16 protein-coding genes are annotated in these 17888 nt (G+C 75.5%); 9 read left to right on the top strand and 7 right to left on the bottom strand.

The genetic code is table 11. From position 1 onward, the window contains the following. Positions 1-130: 130 nt before the first annotated feature. Positions 131-1933 (bottom strand): ricin-type beta-trefoil lectin domain protein, encoded by a 1803-nt coding sequence (locus ACIQVD_RS30270; RefSeq protein WP_402292327.1) that lies wholly within the window; start codon positions 1931-1933, stop codon positions 131-133. Positions 1934-2330: 397 nt separating this feature from the next. Here ACIQVD_RS30270 and ACIQVD_RS30265 point away from each other — a divergent pair, with 397 nt between their 5' ends. The 3 genes from ACIQVD_RS30265 to ACIQVD_RS30255 are packed head-to-tail and all read left to right on the top strand — an operon-like array spanning position 2331 to position 4833. Then, positions 2331-3281, top strand: coding sequence for an SIS domain-containing protein (locus ACIQVD_RS30265; RefSeq protein ID WP_402292326.1), 951 nt, complete (start codon positions 2331-2333; stop codon positions 3279-3281). Then, the gene (locus tag ACIQVD_RS30260; protein WP_400690825.1) at positions 3278-4264 is read left to right on the top strand and encodes an ROK family protein; all 987 of its coding nucleotides are present in this window, start codon (positions 3278-3280) and stop codon (positions 4262-4264) included. Before ACIQVD_RS30265 ends, ACIQVD_RS30260 begins: the two co-directional genes overlap by 4 nt. Beyond that, entirely contained in the window at positions 4261-4833 is a 573-nt protein-coding gene (locus tag ACIQVD_RS30255) for a class II fructose-bisphosphate aldolase (RefSeq protein ID WP_402292325.1), read from the top strand. The genes ACIQVD_RS30260 and ACIQVD_RS30255 overlap by 4 nt, the downstream gene beginning before the upstream one ends. Positions 4834-5028: 195 nt before the next feature. Here the strand turns inward: ACIQVD_RS30255 and ACIQVD_RS30250 are convergent, their stop codons facing one another. Both ACIQVD_RS30250 and rpmG read right to left on the bottom strand, forming a co-directional pair. Beyond that, the gene (locus ACIQVD_RS30250; protein ID WP_402292324.1) at positions 5029-7485 is read right to left on the bottom strand and encodes a phosphocholine-specific phospholipase C; all 2457 of its coding nucleotides are present in this window, start codon (positions 7483-7485) and stop codon (positions 5029-5031) included. A 245-nt stretch (positions 7486-7730) separates the two neighbouring features. Continuing rightward, the gene (gene rpmG, locus ACIQVD_RS30245) at positions 7731-7895 is read right to left on the bottom strand and encodes a 50S ribosomal protein L33 (RefSeq protein ID WP_400690833.1); all 165 of its coding nucleotides are present in this window, start codon (positions 7893-7895) and stop codon (positions 7731-7733) included. A 123-nt stretch (positions 7896-8018) separates the two neighbouring features. On the opposite strand from rpmG, the gene rpmB reads away from it, so the two are divergent. The 4 genes from rpmB to rpmF all read left to right on the top strand — a co-directional run bounded on the left by rpmB (position 8019) and on the right by rpmF (position 9989). Further along, positions 8019-8255, top strand: coding sequence for a 50S ribosomal protein L28 (gene rpmB / locus ACIQVD_RS30240; protein WP_400690836.1), 237 nt, complete (start codon positions 8019-8021; stop codon positions 8253-8255). Further along, positions 8255-8560: a 30S ribosomal protein S14 gene (gene rpsN, locus ACIQVD_RS30235; RefSeq protein ID WP_400690839.1), complete on the top strand. Its 306-nt coding sequence runs from the start codon at positions 8255-8257 to the stop codon at positions 8558-8560. The genes rpmB and rpsN overlap by 1 nt, the downstream gene beginning before the upstream one ends. A 5-nt stretch (positions 8561-8565) precedes the next feature. After that, entirely contained in the window at positions 8566-9729 is a 1164-nt protein-coding gene (locus tag ACIQVD_RS30230; protein WP_402292337.1) for a CobW family GTP-binding protein, read from the top strand. A 95-nt stretch (positions 9730-9824) separates the two neighbouring features. Further along, on the top strand, positions 9825-9989 hold the full coding sequence (gene rpmF, locus ACIQVD_RS30225) for a 50S ribosomal protein L32 (RefSeq protein WP_402292323.1): 165 nt from the start codon (positions 9825-9827) through the stop codon (positions 9987-9989). Between the two features lie 72 nt (positions 9990-10061). Here the strand turns inward: rpmF and ACIQVD_RS30220 are convergent, their stop codons facing one another. Beyond that, entirely contained in the window at positions 10062-11792 is a 1731-nt protein-coding gene (locus ACIQVD_RS30220; RefSeq protein WP_400690844.1) for a methyltransferase, read from the bottom strand. A gap of 203 nt (positions 11793-11995) precedes the next feature. Between ACIQVD_RS30220 and lysS the strand changes: the two genes are divergently transcribed. Next, positions 11996-13663 carry a lysine--tRNA ligase gene (gene lysS / locus ACIQVD_RS30215; RefSeq protein WP_400690847.1) on the top strand — a complete coding sequence of 556 codons (1668 nt, stop codon included), beginning with the start codon at positions 11996-11998 and terminating at the stop codon, positions 13661-13663. A 39-nt stretch (positions 13664-13702) separates the two neighbouring features. Here lysS and ACIQVD_RS30210 read toward each other — a convergent pair whose 3' ends face one another. After that, positions 13703-14218, bottom strand: coding sequence for a transposase (locus ACIQVD_RS30210; protein WP_400690849.1), 516 nt, complete (start codon positions 14216-14218; stop codon positions 13703-13705). Positions 14219-14362: 144 nt separating this feature from the next. Continuing rightward, positions 14363-15664 carry a DUF455 family protein gene (locus ACIQVD_RS30205; RefSeq protein ID WP_400690852.1) on the bottom strand — a complete coding sequence of 434 codons (1302 nt, stop codon included), beginning with the start codon at positions 15662-15664 and terminating at the stop codon, positions 14363-14365. A 237-nt stretch (positions 15665-15901) separates the two neighbouring features. On the opposite strand from ACIQVD_RS30205, the gene ACIQVD_RS30200 reads away from it, so the two are divergent. Next, the gene (locus tag ACIQVD_RS30200; RefSeq protein ID WP_402292322.1) at positions 15902-16975 is read left to right on the top strand and encodes a LuxR C-terminal-related transcriptional regulator; all 1074 of its coding nucleotides are present in this window, start codon (positions 15902-15904) and stop codon (positions 16973-16975) included. Here ACIQVD_RS30200 and ACIQVD_RS30195 read toward each other — a convergent pair. Beyond that, positions 16956-17882: a TIGR03560 family F420-dependent LLM class oxidoreductase gene (locus tag ACIQVD_RS30195; protein WP_400690857.1), complete on the bottom strand. Its 927-nt coding sequence runs from the start codon at positions 17880-17882 to the stop codon at positions 16956-16958. The genes ACIQVD_RS30200 and ACIQVD_RS30195 overlap by 20 nt on opposite strands. Between the last annotated feature and the right edge of the window lie 6 nt (positions 17883-17888).

The raw sequence follows: 17888 nt of genomic DNA, 5'->3' as shown, positions 1-17888 counted from the left end.
GGAGTGCTGCTCCTGCGGCGAGCAGGAGTCCGGCCGTGACGAGGACGGGGGTGAGCGGGAACCCGGTGGAGGCCAGCCGTCCGGCGGTGGCGGACACCGGGGCCGGTCAGCCGGTCAGCCGGTCAGCCGCTCAGGACGAGGGCGGGGTGGCGAAGGGGGCGCTCCAGGTCTGGTTGGGCTGGTGGCTGCCGCAGGTGTAGGTGGCGACGGTGGCGCTCGTGTTGGTGCCGAGGCCGCTGCCGGCGACGTCGACGCAGACGCCGGCCGCCTGGCGCAGCTGCCCGGACCGGTTGTAGGTCCACACCTGCTTGGGGTCGGACCCGTTGCAGGCGGCCAGGGTGAGGCCGGAGGAGGCGCCGGAGACGCACAGCCCGGTGTTCTGGTAGGAGGCGATCAGGCCGTCGGCCCGCCGGGTCCACTGCTGGTTCGAGGTGCCGTGGCAGGCGTAGAGGGCGACCTTCGCGCCGGTGGCGGCGCCGTTGTACGCGTCCAGGCAGAGCGGGCTGGCCTGGAAGGCGCTCTGCACGCCGGTGATCTGGCCGGTCGGGACGGCGGGGCCGCAGGTTCCCGGGGAGATCCGGTAGGCGGCGTTGTCGTGGCTGCCGATGGTGGTGGTGAGGGAGCCGGTGGCGCTGGAGTCGGTGTGCGTCCACAGGTCGCGGACGGGGTGGGCGCAGGAGTCGGCGAAGCCGATCCGGCCGAGGTCGAGGGTGTAGGTGGTGGCGGCGGCGTTCTTGTTGAGGACGACCACGGCCCGGCCGCCGTCGGCCAGCGGCTTGACGACGACGTCGATCCCGGCGGTGGTGGCGGCGTTGTCGCGGGAGGCGAGGTAGCCGCCGGCGCCCAGCGCGTCCTGGTCGACGGCGATCAGGTCGGCGTTCTTCAGGATGCCCAGCTGCGGCGCGTAGGCGGTCGGGTCGGCGGCCATCTTCCGGACGTCGGTGCTGATCATCAGGGGGGAGCCCATCGCGGACCAGAGCGCGAACTGGCTGCGCTGCTCGGCGAGGGTGAGCTGGTTGTTGTCGCCGATCAGCAGCATGTCGGCGTCGTTGGCGTTGCCCGGGCCGTTGTAGCGGGCCAGGCCGACGGTGTCGATGAAGTTCTGCAGCACGCCGCCCTCGTACCAGTCCGCGGCGTGCGGGGAGTCCCACGCGGAGGCGGTCGCGCTGTGCCAGACGTTGATGTCGGGGCTGACCCGCCACATCTGGCCCAGCCCCCGGACCCAGTCCATCGTCTCGTACTTGGCGGTGGAGGTCGGCCCGTAGCCGGCCGGCGCCGACTCGTTGAAGAGGATCTTGCGGTCCTTGTTCGCGGTGGCGGTGCCCAGGGCCTGGGCGAACGCGGTGAACTCGCTCTGCCGGTTGGCGGAGGTCGTCCCGCAGTTGTCGAGCTTGATGGAGTCGACGCCCCAGTACGCCAGGGAGTTGGCGTCGGCCTGCTCGTGGCCCATGATGCCGCCGGGCACGCCCTGACAGGTGTTCACCCCGGAGGTGGTGTAGAGGCCGGCCTGCATGCCCTGGCTGTGGACGTACGACGCGTAGTCGGTCAGCTCCCAGTCGAACCCGGGCTGGCTGCTGCCGCCCCAGGTCGCGGCGCCGTGCAGGTAGCCGGCGGAGGTCCGCTGCATCCAGCAGTCGTCGACGGTCAGGTTGGTGTAGCCGGCGGCGACCAGGCCGGTGTCCTTCATCGCCTTGGCCTGGTCCTGCATGAACTGCTGGAAGGAGTAGCCGGTCCGGGTGCCGTCCAGCCGGGCCTGGGCGGCGCAGGTGAAGCGGGCCCAGTTGTTGAAGCCCATCAGCGGTTTGACGCCGATGGCGGTGCTGGTGTTGGCGGCGACCGGGTCGGCCTGGGCGGCGGGTGCGCCGCTGACGGCGAGTGCGGCGACGACGGCTGCCGTCGTCGCGGCCGCGGCCGTTCTCCTGCTCCACGTCATGGGGGAACCTCCTGTGAGGGACGGGCCGTTCCGGTGTGTCGGCGGGCCCGAGGGGGTGTGCGGGCGGTTGTTCTCGACGACTGGGACGACGGGCACGGCGGGGTGGGGACGCCGGAGGCACCGGGGAGGGCGGTCGGCAGTCGTCGTGAGTGAAACTGCTTGCTTCGGCGCTATAGCACGCACCTTTGCGCAAACTGTGCTGGCGGTGGCGGGCGATGTCAAGGGGTCGCGACCGAAGCGGGAGCTTGGCGGCGGTCGGCCCGGGGCGCGAACTTCCAGGGCGGGCCGGGCAGTCCGCCTGCTGAACGGCATTGCTCATTTGTGATCGATAGGGCTATAAATCAATCATCTTCAAGCATTGACCGCCTGTGCGGTCCGCCCTGGAAGGGCCGTCCCCATGACTGACGTCGCTGCCGCGACCGCCGTTACCGCGACCGCCGTTGCCGCCGAGATCGCCGGCCGGCCGGAGTGCCGGCACCGGGCGATGGCCGTCGAGACCACCGCGCTGCCGGCCCCGGGCGAGCGGGTGGCCGTCGTCGGCTGCGGCACCCCGCTCCACGTCGCCCGGGCGTACGGCGTGCTGCGCGAGACCGCGGGCGCGGGCGAGGCCGACGCGTTCGCCGCCTCCGAGTACCCGTCCGGCCGCCGCTACGACCGGGTGCCGGCGATCACCCGCTCCGGCCCCACCACCGAGGTGCTGGCCGCGCCGGCCCGGGCCCGCGCCGCGGGCATCCCCACCACCGCCGTCACCGGCGATCCCGCCACCCCGGTCGCCACCGCCGCCGACGCGCTGGTCGACCTCTCGTTCGCCGACGGACGCTCGGTGGTCCGGACCCGGTTCGCCACCACCGCGCTGGCCCTGCTGCGCACCGGCCTCGGCCTGACGCCGGCCGACCTGCCCGAGCAGGCGGCCGCCGCCACCGCCGCCACCGCCGCCATCGCCGCCGAGCCGCCCGAAGACGCCCTGGCCGCCGGGCAGTTCACCTTCCCCGGCGCCGGTCGGACGGTCGGGCCGGCCGGCGAGGCGGCGCTCAAGCTGGGCGAGGCCGCCGGGGCCTGGACCGAGTCCTACCCGGCGATGGAGTACCGCCACGGGCCGGTCGGCGGCAGCGGCCCGGACCGCCCGGTCCGGTTCCCCGGCGGGCCCCCGGCCGACCTGCCGGACCGGGTCGCCGCCTCCGGTGCCCAGGTCGCCGCCTCCGGTGCCCGGGTCGCCTCCGGCCGGCGCGACCCGCTGGCCGAACCGGTGCGTGCCCGGCGGCTGACCGTCGCGCTCGCCGGGGCCGGGGGCCACGACCCGGACCACCCGCGCAACCTGACCCGCTCCGTCGTGCTGGACACCCCGTGAGGGTCCGCCACCCGGCCGCCGGTCCGGCCCCGGTCGTCGCGCTGGACGTCGGCGGCACCCACGTCAAGGCGACCGTGCTGGCCGCCGACAGGTCGGTGCTGCACGCCGAGAGCGCGGACACCCGGGCCGACCGCGGTCCGGACGCGGCGCTGGAGAACGTGCTCGGCCTGGCGGGCCGCCTGGTCCGCCGGTTCCGGCCGGCGGCGGTGGGGATGGCCGTGCCGGGCATCGTCGACGAGGACGCCGGGATCTGCCGGTACGCCGCCAACCTGGGCTGGCGCGACCTGCCGGTGCGGCAGTGGGCCGAGGAGGAACTGGGCCTGCCGGTGGCCCTCGGGCACGACGTGCGGGCCGGCGGCCTGGCCGAGGCCCGGCTCGGCGCCGGACGCGGGCTGCGGTCCTTCCTCTTCGTACCGGTCGGCACCGGCATCGCCGGTGCCGTGGTGGTGGACGGGCGGGCGCTGCCCGGGGCGCACGGCGGCGCCGGCGAGGTGGGCCACCTGGTGGTCCGCCCGGACGGGCCGCCCTGCGGGTGCGGCGGGCGCGGCTGCCTGGAGGCGATCGCCTCGGCCTCGGCCGTGGCCCGCCGCTACCGGCAGTTGGCCGGCCTGCCGGCGGACGAGCACGTCCCCGCCGAACAGGTGCTCCAGCGGGCCGGCGCGGGGGACGGGATCGCCGAACGGGTGTGGCGGGAGGCGGTGTCCGCCCTGGCCGACGGCCTGGTCACGGCCCTCACCCTGGTCGACCCGGAACGGGTGGTGATCGGAGGCGGGCTGGCCCGGGCCGGCGCCGCCCTGCTGGACCCGCTGCGGGCGGCGGTGGCGGAGCGGCTCACCTTCCAGTCCCGCCCCGAGCTGGTGCGGGCCCGGCTGGGCCACCGGGCGGGCAGCCTGGGCGCGGGCCTGCTCGCACAGGACCTGCTGCGCCGCCCGGCCGGCCCGACGGCCGTCGCCCGGCTCCGGCCGCCGGGAGGCGCGACGTGATCCTCGCCGTGACGCCGGACGCCGCGCCGGACGCGACCTCCCGGGTCGAACGGTTCGCGCCCGGCGGCAGCACCCGGGTGCCGGCGGTGGCCGCGCGGGCCGGCGGCAAGGGCGTCCACGCCGCCCGGGTGCTGCGCGGGCTCGGCACCGGCACCGCCGTCACCGGCCCGGCGGTCGCCGTCGACAGCTCGCACGCGATGCTCACCCGCGACGCCGCGCTGGACTTCGAGCTGACCGCCGCGCTGCGGGCGGCCGTCCCCGTCCCGCTGGTGCTGCACGGCTCCTCCGGCGTCGCCGACCGGGACCTGGCCGCCGCCGTCGAGCGCGGCATGACCAAGGCCAACGTCGCCACCCACCTGGACGCCGTCTTCACCGGCACCGCGCGGGGGCGCCGGCGGAGAACGCCACGCTGGTCGACACCCGCAGGTGCCTCGCCCCGGCCCGCGAGGCCGCCGCGGCCGAGGCCGCCCGCCTGCCGGCGGTGCTGGACGCGGCCCGCTGACCGGTGCGCAATAGTGCCCGCGGCGCCTGCGGTCTCCGGCAACTCCGTTGTCCGGACGGCCGGTTGACTCCGTCCCGGGCCGGGAGCGTCGTTCCGATGATGCGACGGCCAACCTCCCGGAGCCCGGGCCGGACACGGATGGCGGCCGCCGAGGGTCGGCAGGCCATCCACCGCAGGGCGCTGCCAGTGGTTCCCCGCACCGGGCGGACCACTGGCAGCGCTCCGGCGCGTCCCGCCGGCCGGGGGTCCCGTCGCGGGGGCGTCAGGTGTCGGTGCCGAGGACGCGGATCTCGGCGGCGGAGGTCCACGGGCCGCGGTTGCCGGCCTCGCTGAGGGCGCGCAGCCGGACGTGGCGGGCGGTGCGGGCGGTGAAGTCGACGCGCTTGGGCAGGGCGTCGTCGGCCCAGGTGCCGGTGGCGGCGGGGGCGCTCCAGGTGGTGCCGTCGGTGCTGGTGGACACCTCGTACCGGCCGATGCGGCCGTTGACGCCGCCGTCCTGCCGGGGGAGGTAGGACAGGCCGCTGACGGATCTGGCGGCGCCGAGGTCGAAGCGGATCTCGTGCGGCAGCGGGGCGGCGGTCCCGCTCCACCCGGTGTGCCACTTGGTGGAGAGCACGTCGTCCAGGACGTTGGCGGCGGCGCCGTTCTCGGCCGAGGTCTCCTGGCTGTCGGCGGAGGAGACGGTGGCGGGCAGGGCGCCGACGACGGCGGGGTCGGTGACGGACTCCCGGCCGGTCTCGGCGTGTCCGGCGAAGCGGCGCAGGAAGGCGTCGGCGGTGTCGGCGGTGGCGGTGAGGTCGTACCAGTGGCCGGAGGCGGTGAGGTCGAGCGTCTTGGTGCTGGTGGCGCCGGCGGCGAGCGGGAAGGTCCAGGGGCCGTCGGTGCGGTGGGCGCCGGCGGTCACGGTGACGGTGCAGGCGGCGCTGCCGCTGTTCTTCATGGTGAGGGTGAGTGTCCCGCCGGGGCCGTCGACGGCGGCGGTGACCTCGGGGTTGGCGTTGCCGCCGGTGGTGGCGGTGACGCGGTTGCCGCGGAAGCGGCGGTGGAAGCCGTTGGCGCCGATCAGGGAGAGGTCGTAGGCGCCGGTGGGGGTGCCGGCGACGAAGTAGTCGGTGAGTGTCTTGCCGGCTTCGACGGTGTGCCGCCAGGGGCCGTCGGTGCGGTGGGCGTTGGCGTACAGGTAGACGCACTGGCCGGCGGCGCCGGTGTTGGCCAGGTCGAGGTAGAAGGTGCCGGGGGTGACGCGTCCCCCGGCCTCGAAGGCGTACGGGATCGGACGGGCCCTGCGGTGGCCGGCCTCCTGGAGCTGCACCGACTGCACGGCGGGGACGGCGGGGGCGGGCAGGGTGGAGCACTGGGTGGCGGCGGCGGCGACGTAGCCGCTGGTGTCGGGCAGGGCGGGCCAGGCGGTGGTGGCGGAGGTGAAGTCGAAGGCGGAGCGGAGGTCGCCGGTGACGGCCCTGCGCCAGGGGCTGATGTTGGGTTCGGCGACGCCGAAGACCTGTTCGCAGAAGCGCAGCACCGAGGTGTGGTCGAAGACCTGGGAGCAGACGTAACCGCCGCGCGTCCAGGGGGAGACGATCGTCATCGGGACGCGGAAGCCGAGGCCGACCGGCTTGCCGCCGGAGATCTCGCCGGTGGTGGCGACGGTGGACAGGCCGTCGGTGTCGGAGGCGGGCGGGGCGGGCGGCGGGACGTGGTCGAAGAAGCCGCCGTTCTCGTCGTAGTTGAGCAGGAAGACGGTGTTCGCCCACACCTCCGGGTGGGCGGCCAGCTTGGCCAGCAGCCGGGCGGTGAGGTCCTCGCCCGCCGCGGGGCGGTAGTTGGCGTGCTCGGACAGCGCGGTGGGGGCGACGATCCAGCTGACCTGGGGGAGGGTGCCGGCGGCGAGGTCGTCGCCGAACGCCTTGACCAGGTCGGGGACGGTGGCCAGGCCGCGGTCGTACAGCGGCTGGCCGGCCTTGGCGTTCTTGAAGGCGGCGAACCAGGCCAGCGCGTTGTCGTCGAAGTTGTCGCTCTGCTGGTAGACCCGCCAGCTGACCCCGGCGGCCTGGAGGCGTTCGGCGTAGGTGGTCCAGGTGAAGCCGGCCGCCGGTTCGGTGTTGTCCATCACGTTGGCCTGGCCGACCGAGCCGCCGTTGGTGCCGGTGAACACGTGCAGCCGGTTGGGGTTGGTCTGGGTCAGGGTGGAGGAGAAGTACTGGTCGCAGACGGTGAAGTGGTCGGCCAGTTGGTAGTAGAAGTCCAGGTCGCCGCGGGCGAAGTGGCCCATGCCGAGGCCGGGGGTGCGGGCGGTGTTCCAGCCGTCGTACCGGCCGCCGTCGTACATGCCCAGGTCGGTGGGCCAGTTCATGGCGGGGGCGGAGGCGCAGACGGCGCTGGTGGCGGCGGTGTTCATCCGGAACGGCAGGATGTACCCGTCCGGGTGCGTCGTGGACGGCTGGTACCAGACCGGCTTGCCGCCGGGCAGGGTGACCGCGTTGCGGTCGCCGAAGCCGCGCACGCCGCGCAGGGCGCCGAAGTAGTGGTCGAAGGCCCGGTTCTCCTGCATGAAGACCACCACGTGCTTGACGTCGGCGATCGTGCCGGTGCCGGCCGGGACGGGGGTGGCCAGCAGGTCCCGCAGGACCTTGGGCAGCGCGCCGGTGGCGGCGACACCGGCCGCGCCGGCCGCGCCGGACAGGACGGCGCGGCGGCTGATGCGGGGGGAGGGGGACATGGGGGCTGACTCCTCGCGGTCGGGCTGTCGACGACGACGGGCACGGTGGGGAGGCCGGAGGAACGGGGGGACGGCCGCCACCCACCTGCTGAGCAAAGGTGATTGCTTGGGCGCTCGATCGCGCACCTTTGCGCAAACTGTGCGGGCGGCGGCAGCCCGTGTCAAGGGAGCCCGCAAGCGCGGCCGAGGACGTGGCGGTCCCCGGCCGGAGTGCCGGGCGTTCGGGGCGCGGGAGTCGGTGGAGGTCAGCGCTCCTCGCGGAAGTCGACGTGGCGCTTGACGACCGGGTCGTACTTGCGCAGGACCAGCCGGTCCGGATCGTTGCGGCGGTTCTTGCGGGTGACGTAGGTGTGGCCGGTTCCGGCGGTGGAGCGGAGCTTGACGATCGGGCGCAGTTCGTTGCGTGCCACGGGAGTCCTCGGGTTCGGCCCGGTGTCCGGGATGCGGTGTCGGGGGATGGGGCACGACTCTAGCAAAATGAAATCCATTTTCATGTAGAGTGCTCCCGTCCACCCGACCGGAACGGAGCCCCGATGTCCGCCCACTGCCAACTGACCGGCCGCAGGCCGGGATTCGGCAACGCGATCTCCCACTCGCACCGCCGCACCCCGCGCCGCTTCGACCCGAACATCCAGCGCAAGCGCTACTGGCTGCCCGGCGAGGGCCGCCACGTGCGCCTCACGCTCAGCGCCAAGGGCCTCAAGACCGTCGACGCCATCGGGATCGAGGCGGCCGTCGCCCGCATCCGCGCCCGCGGGGAGAAGGTCTGATGGCCAAGCGCAGCAAGATCGCCAGGAACGAGCACCGCCGCGCCCTGGTCGCCCGCCACGCCGAGCGCCGGGCCGAGTTGAAGCGCACCCTCACCCGCCCCGGCAGCACACCGGAGCAACGCGCCTCCGCCCGGCGGGAGTTGGACCGTCAGCCCAGGGACGCCAGCGCCACCCGCCTGCGCAACCGGGACGCCGTGGACGGCCGCCCGCGCGGCTACCAGCGCGCCTTCGGCCTGTCCCGGATCAACCTGCGCACCATGGCGCACGCCGGACAGCTGCCGGGCGTGCGCACGTCGAGCTGGTGAGCGCCGTGCCCGCCCACCTCCGACTCCCCGTCGTGATCGTCGCCGGCCTGCACCGCGCCGAACGCCGCCGCGCCGTCAAGGAGTTGCTCGACGCGAGCATCGGCGCCGTCGTCCTCCACCACGACCTGCGCGACGCCGACCGCGGCGTGGTGCACCGCCAACTGCGGGACGACGAAGGCGTGTTCGACACCCGCGAACTGCCGCTGGTCAACGGCTGCCCCTGCTGCGCGGTGCGCGAGGACCTGCTGCCCGAGCTGGCCGGGCTCGCCGAGTCCGGCGAACACGGCCTGGCGATCGTCGAACTGTGGGGCGGCAGCGACCCGCACCCGGTGGCCGAGGTGATCGCCGAGGGCGAGGTGGACGGCCGCCCGATGGGGGAGCTGATCGAACTCGCCGGGGTGGTCACGGCGGTCGACCCCGACCGGCTGATCGGCGAACTCTCGGTCTCCGACGACCTCGCCGAACACGCCGAGCACACCTCCGCGGACGACGCCCGCACCCGGGCCGAGGCACTCGCCCACCAGATCGAGTACGCCACCACACTCGCCCTCGCCCGCGGCGGCGACACCGGCATCGCGATGCTGCGCCAACTGCACCCCACCGCACGGCGGGTGGCGCTCGGCACCGGCGAACTCCTGCGGGCGGCGCTCGGCGGCTTCGACGTCCCGGCCGCCCGCGACCGGGTCAACCCGGCCCTGGCCCTGCTGCCGCAGCAGGCCGACGAGGTGGGCGTGGCCACCCTGGTGTGGGAGCGCCGCCGCCCGCTGCACCCCGGACGCCTGCACGACGCGCTGGAACTGCTCGTCCCCGCCGCGCAGCGCAGCCGCGGCCGGTTCTGGCTGGCCAACCGCCCCGCACTCATGCTGGCCTGGGACGCGGCCGGAGCCAACCTCGCGGTCGAGGAGTGCGGGCCGTGGCTGGCGACCCTCCCCGACGAGCACTGGGAGCACTACCCGCCCGAACGCCGGGCCGCCGCCGCCCTCGACTGGCACCCGCAGCACGGCGACCGCGTCCAGCAACTCGCCTTCACCGCCGAAGGACTGGACGCCGACGGGATCACCGAACTGCTCGACTCCTGCCTGCTCACCGACGCCGAACTGCTCGCGGGCGAACAGGGCTGGAAGACCCTCCCCGACGCCTTCGCGGACCTGCTCGAACCCGTCGCCTGACCGCCCGCCCGCTGCCCCGCGCCGCCACCACCCGAGCGCCGCCACGACCCGAGTGCCACCACCCGAGCGCCGCCACCACCCGACAGGAGCCCCCGATGGCCGTCCCCAAGCGCAGGACCTCCCGCAGCAACACCCGCCACCGCCGCGCCCGGTGGAAGGCGAGCCCGCCCCGGCTGGTCCCGGTCACCGTCGACGGGCGCGAGCACCTCGTCCCGCGCCGACTGGCTAAGGCGTACGAGCACGGTCTGCTGACGCCGTGAGAGCGGAGCGGGGGGCCGCAGCCCGGCGCTGCGGCCCCCCGCCGTGCCGGGGGACGTCCCCGGGCGGGGCGGTCACTCGATCCGGCACCCGGTCCGGGCGGCGAGGAGCTGGTCGCCGAGCAGGGTGACGGGGTGGTCGTCCCCGGTGACGGCCAGGACGGTGCGCACCCCCGCCCGGGCCAGGGCCGCGTGCCAGCGCGGGGCGCCGGGCGGGGGCGCGTCGGGGTCGGTCCGGGGGTCGTGCGGGTGCAGGTGGGGCAGGAACGCGTCGCGGACCAGGAACTCCAGGCGGGCGCGCACGGGTTCGTTGAGCAGCAGCCATCCGCCGGGGGCGAGCAGTGCGGTCAGCCGCCGGGCGGCGAGGTCCGGGTCGGGGGCGCAGGCCAGCGCGCCGTCGGCGACCACCACGTCGAACGGGCCGGTGACGGCCCCCGGCCCGGACCCGGGGCCGTGCAGGTCGAAGCGGGCGTACCGCAGGTGCGGGTGGCGGCCGACCCGGGCGCGGACGGCGGCCAGCAGCAGGTCGGACGGGTCGGTGCAGAGGTAGTCGGCGGCGGGGGCGGTCCGGTCCGCGAGGGCGCGGGTGATCTCGCCGGTGGCGGTGCCGGCGCCGGCCGCGAGTTCCAGCACCCGCAGCGGTCCGGGCCCGGGGTGGTCGGCGGCGATCCGCCGCAGGGCCGCGGCGAGGACGGCGGCGCGGTAGCGGCCCGCCGCGGTCCTGGTCGCGAGGGCCTCGACGACCCGGGTGCTGCCCTTGGGCAGCAGCAGGGCGGCGGCCTGCTGTTCGCCGGTCAGCAGGGCGGGCAGCCGTTCGGCGGCGGTGCGCAGGTGGTCGATGACGGTGGCCGAGCCGAGCCGGCCGGTCCAGGCGTCGGCGGCCGACTGCCAGGCGTGGGCGGTGTCCGCCGGGCGGACCGGCCGCGTCGCGGCGAACAGCTCGCCCCGGCGGGTCGTCAGCCCGTGCCGGGTCAGCTCGGCCAGCCAGCGTCCGACCAGCCGGTGGTGGGCGGGGGCGACCCGGGCCGCGCGCAGGACTTCGGGGAGCCGGTGGCCGCGGCCGGGTTCCTCGAGGACGCCGTCGCGGCGCAGGGCGAGCAGCATCGAGGAGAGCACGGCGGCGTCCAGGCGGGCGGTGAACACCCGGGCCTGCTCGGCGCTGACGCCGATGAGCCGCTTCCAGGCGGCGTCGGTGGCGGCGGCGGCGACCTTCCGCAGGGCGGTGTCCGAGCTCTCGGCGTCGCTGCGGGGCGCGCGGACGTGCGCCACGACCGCGCCCAGCGCCTCGACGGCGGCGTACACGTCCTGTTGGCGCGGTTCGGGGCCGACGTGCAGCACCCGGCGCAGGTCGTCCAGGTCCTGGGCGTACTGGTCGCCCAACTCGCTGATACGCCAGAGCAGTTCGGAGGGCAGGCTGAGGTGGGTGGAGCGCGAGCGGGCCAGGTCGGCGAGCAGCTCGGCCGGCGGCCGGTCCGGGTCGCCGTGGACGACCGTGCCGCCGGCCAGCAGGGTGGCCAGGGCCAGTTCGACGCCCAGGCCGGTGGGCGGCAGCAGCACGGTGTGCCGGATCGGCAGCGGTCCGAGGACGCTGGCCCAGTACCGCAGCCGGCGCTCGTGCGGGTCCGACTCGCGGGTCGCCGCCCGGGCGGCCCGGACCCGGGCGGCCACGGCCTGCGACAGCGCGTCGGCGGGCACCGCGCCGGTCAGCAGCGCGGCGCCGCTGACCGGCCGGCCGTCGTCGCCGATCAGCGCCGGGCGTTCGGCGAGGCCGCGCAGGGCGGTCACGAGCGGGGGGACAGAATCCACGGGGGGCGCTCCGGGGTCGGCGTGGGGGCGGCACCACTGAACCACGGACCACACCAGAATGACAATCGTTATCGTATTCACTGAATGGCGGCGGTGCCGTCCCGGCGCGGGCGCCCGGGCGGCGGCTGGATGTGGATCTTGCCGAACCGGCCCTAGGCTGTCGGCATTTGAAGCAGCGTCAACTGGAGGAACTTGCCGTGGCCGTGAAGCAGAGCGATTGGGTGGTGGCCGCAGCGGACCAGGTGATCGAGGAGAGCGAACGCCGCGGCGGCACCCCGCTGGTGTGCGCCTCCGGCATCAGCCCGTCGGGCCCGGTCCACCTGGGCAACCTGCGCGAGATCATGGTGCCGCACTTCGTGGCCGACGAACTCCGCCGCCGCGGCCTGGACTGCCGCCACCTGCTCTCCTGGGACGACTACGACCGGCTGCGCAAGGTCCCGGCCGGGGTGCCGGCCGGGTTCGCCGAGCACATCGGCCGGCCGCTGACGGCGGTGCCCGACCCGTGCGGCGAACACGCCGACTGGGCCGAGCACTTCAAGGCGCCGCTGCGCGAGGCGCTGGCCCGGCTGGGCGTCGAGGTGGACGAGATCAGCCAGACCCGGATGTACGGCTCCGGCGCCTACCGCGACCGGATCGTGCACGCGATGCGGCAGCGCGACCGGATCGACGAGGTCCTCGGGCGGTACCGCACCAAGCAGGCCGCCGCCGCCCCGGCGGACGGTCCCGAAGCGGACGAGGACGAGGACGGGGCGGCCGCCGACGGCGCGGGCGGCTACCACCCGTACCGCCCGTACTGCGCGGACTGCGGACGGGACTCCACCGCAGTCGTCGACTTCGACGAGGCCAGCACCCGGATCCGCTACCGGTGCGCGTGCGGGCACCAGGACGGGTTCGCGCTGTCCGGGACCGACGGCGGGAAGCTGGTCTGGAAGGTGGACTGGCCGATGCGCTGGGCGTACGAGGGGGTCACCTTCGAGGCCGGCGGGGTGGACCACTCCTCGCCCGGGTCCTCCTTCACCGTCGGCTCGCAGCTGGTGCGCGAGGTCTTCGACGGGCTGCCGCCGAAGTACCTCGGCTACAGCTTCGTCGGCATCAGCGGCATGGCCAAGATGAGCAGTTCGAAGGGCGGGGTGCCCACCCCGGCCGACATCCTGAAGGTGCTCGAACCCCCGGTGCTGCGCTGGCTGTACGGCCGGCGGCAGCCGCGGCAGTCCTTCCAGATCGCACTGGACCAGGAGATCCAGCGGGTCTACGACGAGTGGGACGCGCTCGGGCGGAAGGTCGACTCCGGCACCGCCACCGAGGCCGACGCGGCGATGCTGGCCCGCTCGGCCGGCCCGGCCGCCGGCCCGCTGCCCACCACCCCCCGGCCGCTGCCGTTCCGCACCCTGGCGTCGGTCGCCGACGTGGCGGCCGGCGACCCGGAGCAGACCCTGCGGATCCTGCGCGACCTCACCCCCGACGAGCCGCTGGCGAACCTGGACCGGGCCCGGCCGCGACTCGACCGCGCCCAGGAGTGGGTGCGCACCTACGTCCCGGCGCAGGACCGCACCCAGGTGCGCACCGAGCCCGACACGGAGCGGCTGGCCCGGCTGACCGAGGACGAGCGGACGGCGCTCAAGCTGCTGGTGGAGGGCCTGGACGCGAACTGGTCGCTCGCCGGCCTGACCTCGCTGGTGTACGGCGTCCCGAAGCTGCGGGCCGGACTGCCGCTGGACGCCCCGGCGTCACCGGAGCTGAAGACGGCCCAGCGCGAGCTGTTCGCACTGCTCTACGAACTCCTGGTCGGCCGCGACACCGGCCCCCGGCTCCCCACCCTGCTGCTGGCACTGGGCGCGGACCGCATCCGGTCGCTGCTGGCCACCGGCTAGCCCGGCCCGGCCGCGCGGCACGAGGACCGGAGGCCCGGCTCAGCCCGGGTCCTCCGGCTCGCGGCCGCACCCCCGGCCCGCCGCGGACGCGGCCAGCCGGTCGGCCCAGTACCTGACCTGGTCCGGCGCCTGCCGGGAGTGCGCGACGAGCGCCAGCCGGTCCCACGTCCCGTGGTCGCTCCAGTGGCGGAAACTGCGGTGCGCGTGCTGCCAGGAGACCCCGAAGCCCGGCGGGACGGCCCGCCACGGGGCGCGGCTGGTGAGGATGAAGGAGACCGCGGCGAACAGCGCCTCGTCGTCCCGGCGGCGGGTGCCGCCGCCCTGGGGGCGGCGGGCCGGCGCCGGGAGCAGCCACCGGGCCGTCGGCCACACCACCATGGGGGCGAGCCAGCCGAAGCGGTGCTCGCGGGCCGGCGGCCGTACCCCCGGCCGGGCCGGTCGGAGGGCGGGCGGGCGCGGGCCGGGGGCGTCCCCGGCGCGGGCGGGGCGGAGCGGGGCGGTCGCGGTCGGTCCGGCCGGGGCGAGCAGGTCACGTGCGTACGCGGAGGAAGGCATGCCGCCAGCGTGCCCGAGCCGCGGCCCGGGCACAGGCGGCGGTGGCCCTCGGGTTCGCGCCTTGCGGAGAGCCGCCACCCCGCCCGCGGGCCGGGCCCGCAGCGGAGCCCGGCCGACTCCGGTGCGGGCCCGGGGGTCCGGGGGTCAGACGGTGTCGCCGGCAAGCCGCCGCAGGTCCCGCTCGCTGAACCCGGCCAGCGCCCGCAGTTCGAGGTCGGGCTTGCCCCGGCCGCGGAACGCCATGTGGTCCGTCTCGCGCTTGGCGTAGTCGCCGAGCCCGATCTCGTCGACGAGTTCGTTGTGCCGCCGCAGCACCCGCGCGGTCGCCTCCTCCACCGCCAGCTCGTCGCCGCCGTAGAGGTGGTCGAGCCAGCGGTTGGCGTAGGTGACGTGCCGGACCTCGTCGGCCAGCACGTGGTCGAACATGAGGCCGACGGACTCGTACCCGGCGGCCCGCATCCGGGGGACCGCGTTGCCGAAGACCTCGATGGCGGCGTCCTCGCCGGTGCGGCTGAGCACGATCATCCGGTGGTCCAGCGGCTGTCCGGCCATCGCCGCGTAGAGGTCCGGGTCGCGGTAGGGGAACTGGCGGTAGTCCACGCCCAGCCGGGCGATCTCCTCGATCAGCAGGTGGGTGTGCCGCATCTCGTCGTGGCCGTGCCGGGTCATGTCGAGGTAGAAGCCGAGCGGCAGGTCCGCGAAGTCCGCCATGCTGCGCAGCGGGACGTCGGTGGCGATGAACTCGATCTGGATGCTCTTGCGCATCAGGTAGACCAGGGTGTCGTCGTCGAGCAGGCTCGGATCGGGGTCGGGGGTGGCGCCGCCGATCGCCGGGACCCGGCCCGCCCAGGCGGGGTAGCTGCGGTGCGGGCAGGGCGCGGGGGACAGCGGGACGGTGCCGGTGGGGGTGACCGACGGCCCCGGACGGTGCGCCCCGCGCAGGATCGCGCCCGACTCGACGTCGGGCAGGCCGAGTTCGGCCGCCGGCTGCTGGGGCTCCAGGGCCAGGCCGAGGCACAGGTCGTACAGCCGCCGGTCGTGGTAGGTGGTCTCCTCCGCGCACTGGTCGCGGGAGGTGCGGTACAGCACGGCGAGTTCCCGGAGCAGGGCGTACCCCCAGGCGAGCGCCTGCTCCGGGTCGTCCGCCGCCAGGACGGCGGTCACCTCCTCGACCGCCTCCGCGGAGGGCCGCCCCAGCCGGTCCGGCCGGACCCGCAGCTCCAGCGCCCGGGTGTGCAGCAGGTCGGCCTGGGAGACCAGGCTGTGGATCGCGCGGACCAGGGCCGCCCGCGGCGCGATGTCACCGGTGCGCGGGGCGAAGGCCGCCAGCGCCCGGCCGGCCAGCAGGGTGGCGTGGTACAGCGAGAGGTCGAAGGCCGCGAGTTCACCGATCGAGAGGGCGTCGATGCGGCCGGGCCCTCCGCCGTCTGGAGCGTGCGCGTTCATGGGGATCCCCTTCGGGTCGGCTGCCTGCGGATCGAATCTAGGCAGCCCCGTCCGGCCCGGCTACGGCTGCGGCGGGGGAGTACCGGCCAGGCCGGAACTCCCCGCCGCAGGTACGGCCGACCGCCACAGGAGACAACTCCCTTGTCGCCCCGCGGCCGCCGGTGCCACAGTCGCGGGGGCCTCCTCCGGGAGGCCGACTGACGGTGCGTCGCTACGTGTGGCCGGCTGGAGGAGCACATGGACACGTCCGAGAACCCGATACCCGACCTGGACGAGCTCGCGGTGGCCGCCTACCGCCGACTGCTGGAGGAGGGCCGCCGGGACGACGAGTGGCTGAGCGCCAGCGCGGACGTCCCGCTGGAGCGGGTGGACGAGGTGTACCGGCTGCTGAGCAGCCTCCGGGTGGTGGAGGCGCACTCGGACCGGGACTGGCTGGCCGTCGAGCCGCACGCCGCGATGGCCGCGCTGGTGGTGCCGATGGAGGCCGAGGCCCGCCGCCGCGCGGCCCTGGCGGAGCGGCTGCGCACCCAGCTGCAACTGCTCGTCCCGGTGCACGAGTCGGTCACCGGCGCGCGCTCGCAGCAGACCTTCGAGATCGTCGGGGACGAGGCCCTCGACGCCCTGCTCGACCTGGAGATCGGCCGCACCTCCCACCAGCTCCTGCTGCTCCAGGCGGACAGCGGGAGCTTCGACCGCCAGTGGGAGCGGCGCACCGACCAGTGCCGGGACGCGCTGCGCCGCGGCGTCGCGATCCGCGCCGTCCACCAGCACGGCGCCCGGCTGCACCTGCCCACCGAGGGCCTGGCCGAGACGCTCGGCGCGCACGGGGCGCGGTTCCGCACCATCGACGAACTCCCGGCCCAGCTGGTCCTGTTCGACCACCGCTGCGCCCTGCTGCTGGCGGCCGACGGGGCCGGGCAGGACGGCCCGGACCCCGAGGACGGGCCGCAGGCCGCGGTGCTGGTCCGCCACCCGGTGGTGATCTCCGTCCTGGCCGGGATCTTCACCAACTGCTGGGACCGCGGCGTGCCGTTCCTCGCCGACGAGGCACAGCCGCCGCAGGTCATCGACCAGGTCAAGCTGTCGATCCTGCGCCTGCTGGCCAGCGGCGCCAAGGACGACGTGGTGGCCCGCCGGCTCGGCCTGTCGGTGCGCACCTGCCGGCGGTACCTCTCGGACCTGATGAGTTCGCTCGGCGTCAGCAGCCGCTTCCAGGCCGGGGTGGAGGCGTGCACCCGGGGGCTGGTCCCCGCGGCGGGCGGGGCGGCCGGCCCCGACCGGCGGGCGATGGTCACCTCGTCTGCGGAATGACCTGGTGGGCGATCAGCTCCATGTGGTCGTAGTCCTCCGGCTCCAGCAGCTGGAGGTAGACGCGCTCCACCCCCGCCTCCCGGTAGCGGCCGATCTTGTCCACCAGTTCCGCGGGGGACCCGGTCAGCCCGGTGGCGCGCAGCTCCGCCTCGCCGCGCTCCATCCGGTGGGCCCGGGCGGTCACCGCGGCCGGGGTGCTGCCGCAGCACGCCACCAGGGCGACCGAGAGGACGGGGGTGCCGCTGTCGCGGCCCAGGGCCCGGCAGGCGTCGCGGACCCGGTCGAACTGGGCCCGGGCCACCTCCGGGCGGACGAACCCGACGTTGTACTCGTCGGCGTACCGGGCCGCGAGCTCCGGGGTGCGCCGCGGCCCCCGGCCGCCCACGATGATCGGCGGGTGCGGGCGCTGCACCGGCTTGGGCAGCGCGGGGCAGCCGGTGAGGCGGTAGTGCTCGCCCGCGAAGTCGAAGGTCTTCCCCGCCGGGGTCGCCCACAGCCCCCGCAGGATCCGCAACTGCTCCTCCAGCGGGCCGAAGCGCCGGGCCGGGAAGGGGATGCCGTAGGCGGCGTGCTCCTCCTCGTACCAGCCGGCGCCCAGCCCGAGCTCCACCCGGCCGCCGGACATCTCGTCGACCTGGGCCACCTGGATCGACAGCGGCCCCGGCAGCCGCAGGGTCGCGGCGGACAGCAGCGTGCCCAGCCGGATCGTGCTGGTCCGCAGGGCCAGGCCGGCCAGCGTGACCCAGGAGTCGGTGGGGCCGGGCAGGCCGGGCCCCGGGCCCACCGCCAGGTAGTGGTCGGAGCGGAAGAAGCCGTCGTAGCCGAGGCTCTCGGCGACCTGGGCGGTGGCGGCCTGCTGGGCGAAGCCCATCCCCTGCTGGGGTTCGACGAAGATCCGGAAATCCATGCTGCT

The organism is Kitasatospora sp. NPDC090308, from assembly GCF_044769485.1.
GTDB lineage: Bacteria > Actinomycetota > Actinomycetes > Streptomycetales > Streptomycetaceae > Kitasatospora > Kitasatospora fiedleri.
This window is presented reverse-complemented; position numbering and strand designations above follow the sequence as displayed.

Excerpts from the sequence above, each read along its gene's own strand:
- rpmB (WP_400690836.1), top strand. The coding sequence starts at position 8,019 with ATGTCCGCCCACTGCCAACTGACCGGCCGCAGGCCGGGATTCGGCAAC.
- ACIQVD_RS30195 (WP_400690857.1), bottom strand. The coding sequence starts at position 17,882 with ATGGATTTCCGGATCTTCGTCGAACCCCAGCAGGGGATGGGCTTCGCC.
- ACIQVD_RS30200 (WP_402292322.1), top strand. The coding sequence starts at position 15,902 with ATGGACACGTCCGAGAACCCGATACCCGACCTGGACGAGCTCGCGGTG.
- ACIQVD_RS30270 (WP_402292327.1), bottom strand. The coding sequence starts at position 1,933 with ATGACGTGGAGCAGGAGAACGGCCGCGGCCGCGACGACGGCAGCCGTC.
- ACIQVD_RS30265 (WP_402292326.1), top strand. The coding sequence starts at position 2,331 with ATGACTGACGTCGCTGCCGCGACCGCCGTTACCGCGACCGCCGTTGCC.
- ACIQVD_RS30210 (WP_400690849.1), bottom strand. The coding sequence starts at position 14,218 with ATGCCTTCCTCCGCGTACGCACGTGACCTGCTCGCCCCGGCCGGACCG.
- ACIQVD_RS30205 (WP_400690852.1), bottom strand. The coding sequence starts at position 15,664 with ATGAACGCGCACGCTCCAGACGGCGGAGGGCCCGGCCGCATCGACGCC.
- ACIQVD_RS30250 (WP_402292324.1), bottom strand. The coding sequence starts at position 7,485 with ATGTCCCCCTCCCCCCGCATCAGCCGCCGCGCCGTCCTGTCCGGCGCG.
- rpmF (WP_402292323.1), top strand. The coding sequence starts at position 9,825 with ATGGCCGTCCCCAAGCGCAGGACCTCCCGCAGCAACACCCGCCACCGC.
- rpsN (WP_400690839.1), top strand. The coding sequence starts at position 8,255 with ATGGCCAAGCGCAGCAAGATCGCCAGGAACGAGCACCGCCGCGCCCTG.